Origin of the sequence: Luteitalea sp. (genome assembly GCF_044337415.1) — a bacterium.
Lineage (GTDB): Bacteria > Acidobacteriota > Vicinamibacteria > Vicinamibacterales > Vicinamibacteraceae > Luteitalea.
On the sequence record NZ_JBIINP010000351.1, the window covers coordinates 1 to 3,226 of the forward strand.

The following is a 3,226-nucleotide window of genomic DNA, read 5'->3' on the forward strand; positions in this document are numbered from 1 at the left end:
ATGCCGCGATGCCGCGATGCCGCGAATGCGGCCGGCCCTCCCCCAAGTCACGTCAGCGACGACAACGCGCTGCGGGCCTCGCGGTCGGGCTCGTGCTTCACCCCGCACGTGCGGTCCCGGTGAAGACCGCGCGCCCTACCGCGTCCGAGGAAGCGCCCAGCGCTCGTCGTCGAAGCCGAACGCGTGCAGCGTGCCGTCGTCGGTGCCCACGTAGATCTGGCCGAGGCCGCTCCACAGGCTGCCGGGCGATGCGGGCGCCTTCATCGCGGCACCACTCGAGTAGAACCGCTTCCCGGTGAGGCCGTCGTACGCGTGCAGCACCGCCCCTACGGCCGCGCGGGACGCACCAGCGGGCCTGCCCGATCCCAGTGCGAAGACCACGCCGTTGACGACGACCGGTGTGGCCGGTGACGCGAGCGAGGCCGACGCCCACACCGGCGCGATCGACGTCGCGCTTCCGGAGCCGGCAAGGCGGAGCGCCACGACGGCGCCACGGACTGGGGCCCGCCCAGGGCTGCCGACGCCGGCCGCGAGCGGTCCGTCGACCGGCACCAGCACGAACGTGTCGCCGTTGGCCTGTTGCCAGGCGGCGACCGCGTCGCGGCGGACGGCCGCGCCAGTGCCCGCGACAGCCGCCGAGGTGGCGAGCGGCGTCGCGTGGTCGGCACCGCCAAGGCCGGCGGCGTCGAGCACGATCACCCGCCCGTCGCGCGTCGCCGCCGTCACCACCTCGCGCGTGCCGACGCGAATCACCGTCGGGCCCGTCGCGAAGTCGGCGTCGGGCCGGCTGAACCAGTCCTTCACTGCGAGTGTCTTCGGATCGAGTGCGACGATCGCGTTGGCCTTGCCGTCGCCGCTGGCCGTGCCGGCGCCGACCGCCACCAGCAGGGTGCCGTCCGAGGTGAACGCCACCGCGCCGACGACCGGACCGCCGTTGGTCTTCCACGACACGACGGGCTTGCTGTCGCTGTCGAGGTCCACCGACCACACGCCATCGGCCGTGCCGTCGCACGCGCCGGTGGTGGCCGTGTACAGACGGGTATCGACGGCCACGGGCGCCGTGAAGCGCGCGCCGCGCGGCAGGAACGCCGCCGGCTTCTGCAGGTCCTTGCCAGACGCGAGCCCCAGCACGCGCAGGCGGCCGTCGCGGCCGATCACGTAGACCACACCGGAGGGCACCGCCAGGCCACGCACGGGCGTGGCGCTGCGCGGTGCACCGGGGATGTCGCCCGGGGCGCGCGCCGTCGTGGCCGAGGGGGCGGCAGTGCCGGCCGCTGCCCCTGCCGCGCCAGCCGCCGGTGTGGCCGGTGTGGCCGGGGTGGCCGGACGCGGCGGCTGGGCCTGCCGACGCACGCTGTCCATCGGGTTGCCTTCGCCCGGCTTGCCGATCAGGCTGCGGTAGCCGACGCCCGGTGGCGACGGCGGGCGAGCCAGCGGATCGGCCGTCGCCGTCGCGTCGAGCGGCACGATGCGTGTCGCGGCCGAGGTGATCGGGCCCGCGCAGGCGGGCAGCGCTGCCGCGTTCTCGACGTCGAGCGCGCGCTGCCACACGACGAAGCCGATGTCGTTGTCGAGCGCGTACACGCGGTCGCCCGCGCCGGTCACGACCGACATCGGCACGAAGAGCGTCACGCCGCTCGCGGTCACGCCCTGCATGAACGGACCGGTGACGCCGTGCTCCTTGCCAGGCGCCTTCGACCACTGCAGGCGGAAGCCGGGCGCGGCCATCGCCTGCGGGGTGATCTTCTGGTCGACGCGCACCCACGAGGTGCGCTGCGCGTCGGCCAGCGGCGCGAACCAGCGCGTGCCGCCACGACCGACCTGGGCGAGCCCGACGCTGCCGGCGAGGAGGCAGGTGACCGCGGTGGCGGTCCAGCGTGTGACGCGCATCACTTGGCCTCCGCGCGGGGGATGCCGAAGCAGTACAGCGTGCCGTCGAAGGTGGCGACGTAGGCCTTGCCGTTGGCGACGGTCAGGCCGCTGAAGTGGTTCCAGGAGGTGATCTGGTCGCCGCTCGACCAGAGTTCCTTGCCGGTCTGCGCGTCGAGCGCGTACAGCGCTGCGCGTCGCGAACTCGCGATGCGGCGCACGGGGCCCGAACTCAGGCCACCGCCGTACACGGGGCCGCCCTCCTCGTCCCAGCCCTTCTCGGGCATCACCTGCGAGGCATCCTCGCCGGCGGCGTACGCGAACACGATGCCGTTGGCGATGACGACTTCCTCGGCGAGATCCATGTCGCGCGAGGTCCACGCCGGCACCAGTCGCCAGCCTTCCGGCCGCAGCCGCAGCGTGAACGCGGCCACCCCGCCGCCTTTCGGCCGGCCGTACTCGATGGGCGCCTTGAAGCCCTTGCTGACCGGTCCCCAGAACGGCGCGAGCACCCACTGCGTGCCGGCCTTGTCCTTCCACGCGCCGAGCGCGCCCCAGATGCCCTGCGCATCGAAGGCCTGCTGGTCGTTGCAGATGAGCGGCGTCGTGTGCAGCGTCGTCCGATGGTCTTCACCGCCGAGCGCGTCGCGGTCGAGCAGCCACAGCCGGCATTCCTTGCTGGTGCCGACGAGGAAGCGTCGCCCACCGTGGTCGATGGCCATCGGCGTCGTGTTGACGTCGAGGTCGCGGCGCCAGAGCCAGTTGGCGTTCGGCGCCCCGAAGTAGTCGGCCAACTGGAGGTTGCCGACCATGTCCAGCTTCACGCCGACGATGCCGTTGCCGAGCCGGCGGTTGAGCGGCTCGAACGGCGCATCGCCGGTGCCGAGGAACACCCGGCCCTGCGGATCGATCGAGGCGCCCCGTCGTCCCCACAGGCCGCCGCCCGCGGGAATGAAGGCACTGACGATCTTCGTCGAGAGGTTGAACGAGTAGAACGCGTTGGTGAGCCCGCCGCAGCCCTGCGCGGTGGCCGTGTAGACGACGCCCTCGTGCAGATTCAGCGCGTAGGGCTTGCCGCCACCGGGGATGAAGAGCTCGGGAGGCGCGACGTCCTTGCCGTCGGCCAGGTTCACCTGGCGCAGGCGGCCGTCCCAGGACACCACGTAGATCGTGTACGTGCCCGGCGCGGTGCGGGCCATGATCGGCACCGCCGTGAGCCCGCCCGGACAGAGGGTGTCGTCGGTGCGGCCCTCGCTCGTGAGCGTGCTGTCGAACTTGCGGTGCCAGATCTCGCGGCCGGTGGCGACGTCGATGCCCCAGAGGTCGTCCGACACGCCGGTGACGACGGCGAGTTCGC

Annotated in this window: 2 protein-coding genes; both read right to left on the minus strand. The window is 73.0% G+C overall.

Annotated features, from left to right (window positions below):
- Positions 1 to 135 precede the first annotated feature (135 nt).
- Positions 136 to 1,890: a hypothetical protein gene (locus ACIRDX_RS22155; protein WP_396627591.1), complete on the minus strand. Its 1,755-nt coding sequence runs from the start codon at positions 1,888 to 1,890 to the stop codon at positions 136 to 138.
- On the minus strand, positions 1,890 to 3,226 hold a 1,337-nt coding region (locus ACIRDX_RS22160), incomplete at its 5' end, for a PQQ-binding-like beta-propeller repeat protein (RefSeq protein ID WP_396627592.1). The genes ACIRDX_RS22160 and ACIRDX_RS22155, both read right to left, overlap by 1 nt.